Below are 232 nucleotides of genomic sequence, written 5' to 3' on the forward strand. Positions count from 1 at the left end.
GGGGAGGGGACGCTCGGGGCGCTGGTCGACGAGGGGCACTGGGCGCGGCGGGCCTACGAGACGGCGCAGGAGGTTCGGCCGGACTCGGCGGTGTCGGTGACGCCGGGGGCACCGGGCTGGATCGCGGAACTCCGCGCCGCCGGGGCCGCCGGACTGGAGGTCAGACCCTCCGACTGAGACCGGTCACGTCGATGATGAACCCGTCGGAGTCGACGGTCGCGCTCGTGGCGGA

The sequence above is a fragment of the Dietzia sp. DQ11-38-2 genome (assembly GCF_014145055.1).
Taxonomy (GTDB): domain Bacteria; phylum Actinomycetota; class Actinomycetes; order Mycobacteriales; family Mycobacteriaceae; genus Dietzia.